The organism is Rhodococcus sp. EPR-147 (genome assembly GCF_001647185.1).
Taxonomy (GTDB): Bacteria; Actinomycetota; Actinomycetes; order Mycobacteriales; family Mycobacteriaceae; genus Rhodococcoides.
In genome coordinates, this window is the sequence record NZ_LVCU01000233.1 from 1 (window position 1) to 3,354 (window position 3,354).

Genomic DNA, 3,354 nt, shown 5'->3' on the forward strand with positions numbered 1-3,354 from the left:
GGAGTTCAGCTTCGCGGGCTCATCCGATCTGGCCGCGCAGCTGATCTCCGGCGCCCCTGCCGACGTCTTCGCCTCCGCGGATACGAAGAACATGACCGAGACGGTCGACGAGGGCCTGGTTGCGGATGACCCCGTCGACTTCGCGTCCAACACGCTGACCATCGTGACCGCCCCCGGAAACCCGGACGGCATCGCATCGTTCGCCGATCTGGCGAATCCCGACGTTCTCACGGTGATCTGCGCGCCCCAGGTGCCGTGCGGCGCGGCGACGGTCTCGGTCGAGGCCGCTACCGGCACGCAGATCCCGGCCGTGAGCGAAGAATCCTCGGTCACCGACGTGTTGGGCAAGGTGACCTCGGGGCAGGCCGATGCCGGACTGGTCTACGTGACCGACGCTGCCGGGGCAGGAGAGGCCGTGACCGCGGTGCCCTTCGCGGAGTCGAGCGAGGCCGTCAACACCTACCCGATCGCGACACTGAGCGGGTCCGACAACGAGGGCACCGCTCGCGCATTCACCGAGTTCGTCGCCGGACCCGTCGGGCAGGACGTACTCGGTCGAGCCGGCTTCGCAGCTCCGTGACCGTACGAGTCGCACACGACGGGCGGTCGACCGTCGGTGTGCCGGTGTGGATTTTCGTTCCGGCAGCCATCGGTGCACTCCTCGTGGTGGCACCGCTGGCCGCGATGTTCACCCGAATCGACTGGTCCAATTTTCTCGGACTCATCACCTCCGAATCCGCTGTCGCGGCGTTGATCCTGAGCCTGAAGACGGCGACGGCCAGCACCGCAGTGTGCGTGGCTATGGGCGTGCCGATGGCAATCGTGCTCTCGCGCAGCTCGATTCGCGGGCTCTCGATCCTTCGCTCTCTCGTCGTACTGCCCTTGGTTCTGCCCCCGGTGGTCGGGGGCATCGCGCTGCTCTACACCTTCGGGCGACAAGGCCTGTTGGGCGAGCACCTCGACGCCTTCGGGATTCGAATAGCGTTCACCACCTCGGCCGTGGTGCTGGCACAGGTGTTCGTGTCGCTTCCTTTCCTGGTCGTCAGCGTCGAGGGCGCACTGCGCACGGCCGGCGACCGGTACGACGTGGTGGCCGCGACGCTGGGGGCCACCCCCACGACCGTCCTACGGCGCATCACCGTTCCGCTGATACTTCCCGGACTGATATCAGGAACCGTCCTCGCCTTCGCGCGCGCACTCGGAGAATTCGGAGCGACCTTGACCTTCGCCGGATCCCTCGAAGGCGTGACCAGGACACTGCCGCTGGAAATCTATCTGCAGCGCGAGAGCGACCCCGATGCCGCGGTGGCGCTGTCGCTGGTACTGATTCTCGTAGCGGCACTCGTCGTCGTGACCGCACGCGGCACTCGGTCGTCGGGAACGCTGTGAACTCACTGCACCTGCGGGCCACACTCGGCGTCCGCGGCATCGATCTCGAACTGGACGTCCCCGAGGGTGAGACGGTGGCCATCCTCGGACCGAACGGGGCAGGCAAATCGACACTGCTGCAGCTCGTCTCCGGTGTGGTGGCACCCGACGAAGGAATCGTCCGACTCGGCGAGGACGTGCTGACCGATACCGTCTCGAACACCGTCGTCCCGATTCACGCCCGAGGCGTCGCGACCCTCTCTCAGGAAGCTCTGCTGTTTCCTCACATGGACGCTCGTACGAACGTGGCCTTCGCGCCGCGTAGCGCAGGCGCGAACCGCGTCGCCGCGCGTGCCGTCGCCGATACCTGGCTCGACACGGTCGGAGCCTCCCACCTGGCCGATCGCCGCCCCGGCCAGCTGTCCGGCGGGCAGGCTCAACGAATCGCCATCGCGCGCGCTCTTGCGGCCGACCCACGCCTATTGCTGCTCGACGAACCCCTCGCGGCGCTGGATGTGGACACGGCACCGAGCATTCGACGAGTACTGCGCACGGTGCTGCGCGAGAGCGGTCGCACGGCTTTGATCGTCACCCACGATCTGCTCGACGTCGTCGCGCTCGCCGATTCCGTCGCGGTCGTCGACGGCGGACGCGTCGTCGAGCGAGGCTCGGTCACCGAGGTCCTGACCGCACCTCGCAGCGAATTCGGTGCCCGCATCGCGGGGGTGAACCTGCTCTCGGGAAGGGCTGTCGACGCCGACGACTCGACGTCCCTGACCACGAACTGGGGACTGACGGTCCACGGCTCCGGGCGGTACACCACCGGAACCGCACTGGTGGCGGTGTTCTCCCCCGCCGCCGTCTCGGTACACCCGACGGCCCCGCACGCCAGCCCGAGAAACGTGTTCGAGGTGGTGATCGAGGAGATGGAGGTGCAGGGCTCCGGCATTCGTGTTCGATCACGTCCGCAACCCGACGGGTCTCCCGGCATGGCTGCAGACATCACCCCTGCCGCGGTGTCCGATCTCGGGCTCGAGCCCGGCGGCACCGTCTTCTTCGTCGTCAAGAGCCGTGAGGTGGCATTGCACCCCGCGTTGCCGTCGCAACCCTGACGGCTATCGGCGGAGTTGGCGATCGCTGCCGATCACCAGCCACTTTCCGGACAGTACCCGGCCCGCGACTGCAAGCATCCGCAGTGCGACGAAGACGCCGAGCCCTGTCCAGATCCCTACCAGTCCCCAGTCGAACACCAGAGCCGACCAGATGAACGGCAGAAAGCCCACAACGGCGCAGGCCATGGTCGCGTTTCTCAGAAATGCAGCGTCGCCGCTGCCGAGCAGCACACCGTCCAACGCGAACACCACGCCGGCAATGGGGATGATCGCGACGAATATCCACCAGATCGCATGCATCTCGTCGATGACCGATGCGTCGGTGGTGAACAGATCCGGGACGAACGACCGCCCGACGGCGAACACACCGGCGAGAACGACCGCGAACACCGTCGACCATGCCGTCAATCGCCACGCCAGGGCGCGCGCATCGTCGATCCTGCTCGCACCCAGGGCGGCTCCGACCAGGGTCTGTGCGGCGATTGCCAGTGAATCGAGCATCAACGACACCAGGTTCCACATGTGCAGAACCACCTGGTTGGCGGCGACCGAGGCGGCGCCGAACCTCGACGCGACCGCTGCGGCGGACAGAAAACAGGCCTGGAACGCCAGACTGCGCACGATCAGGTCGCGGCCCAGCACCAGTTGTGCGCGCATCACCGACCAATGCGGGCGCAATTCGGTGCTCGCCCGCACGACTGCGCCGACGAACAGCGCACCGGCGACGCCCTGGCCGATCACGTTCGCCACGGCCGATCCCACCAGCCCGAGCCGTGGGAATCCCAGCAACCCGTGGACCAGGAGGGGGCACAACACCGCTGATACACCGAAGCCGAACACGACGAAACGTAGTGGCGTCACCGTGTTCTGAACT

At 66.9% G+C, this 3,354-nt stretch carries 4 protein-coding genes; 3 read left to right on the forward strand and 1 reads right to left on the reverse strand.

Features of this window, described 5'->3' with window-relative positions; translation table 11 throughout:
• The 3 genes from modA to A2J02_RS11425 form a co-directional block, all read left to right on the forward strand.
• On the forward strand, positions 1–580 hold a 580-nt coding region (modA, locus tag A2J02_RS11415; protein WP_068050182.1), incomplete at its 5' end, for a molybdate ABC transporter substrate-binding protein.
• Positions 577–1,389 carry an ABC transporter permease gene (locus A2J02_RS11420; RefSeq protein WP_068050185.1) on the forward strand — a complete coding sequence of 271 codons (813 nt, stop codon included), beginning with the start codon at positions 577–579 and terminating at the stop codon, positions 1,387–1,389. The genes modA and A2J02_RS11420, both read left to right, overlap by 4 nt.
• On the forward strand, positions 1,386–2,480 hold the full coding sequence (locus A2J02_RS11425; RefSeq protein ID WP_094688775.1) for a sulfate/molybdate ABC transporter ATP-binding protein: 1,095 nt from the start codon (positions 1,386–1,388) through the stop codon (positions 2,478–2,480). The genes A2J02_RS11420 and A2J02_RS11425 overlap by 4 nt, the downstream gene beginning before the upstream one ends.
• Before the next feature lie 3 nt (positions 2,481–2,483).
• Here the strand turns inward: A2J02_RS11425 and A2J02_RS11430 are convergent.
• Positions 2,484–3,354: MATE family efflux transporter (locus A2J02_RS11430; RefSeq protein ID WP_068050190.1), on the reverse strand; the 871-nt coding region annotated here is incomplete at its 5' end.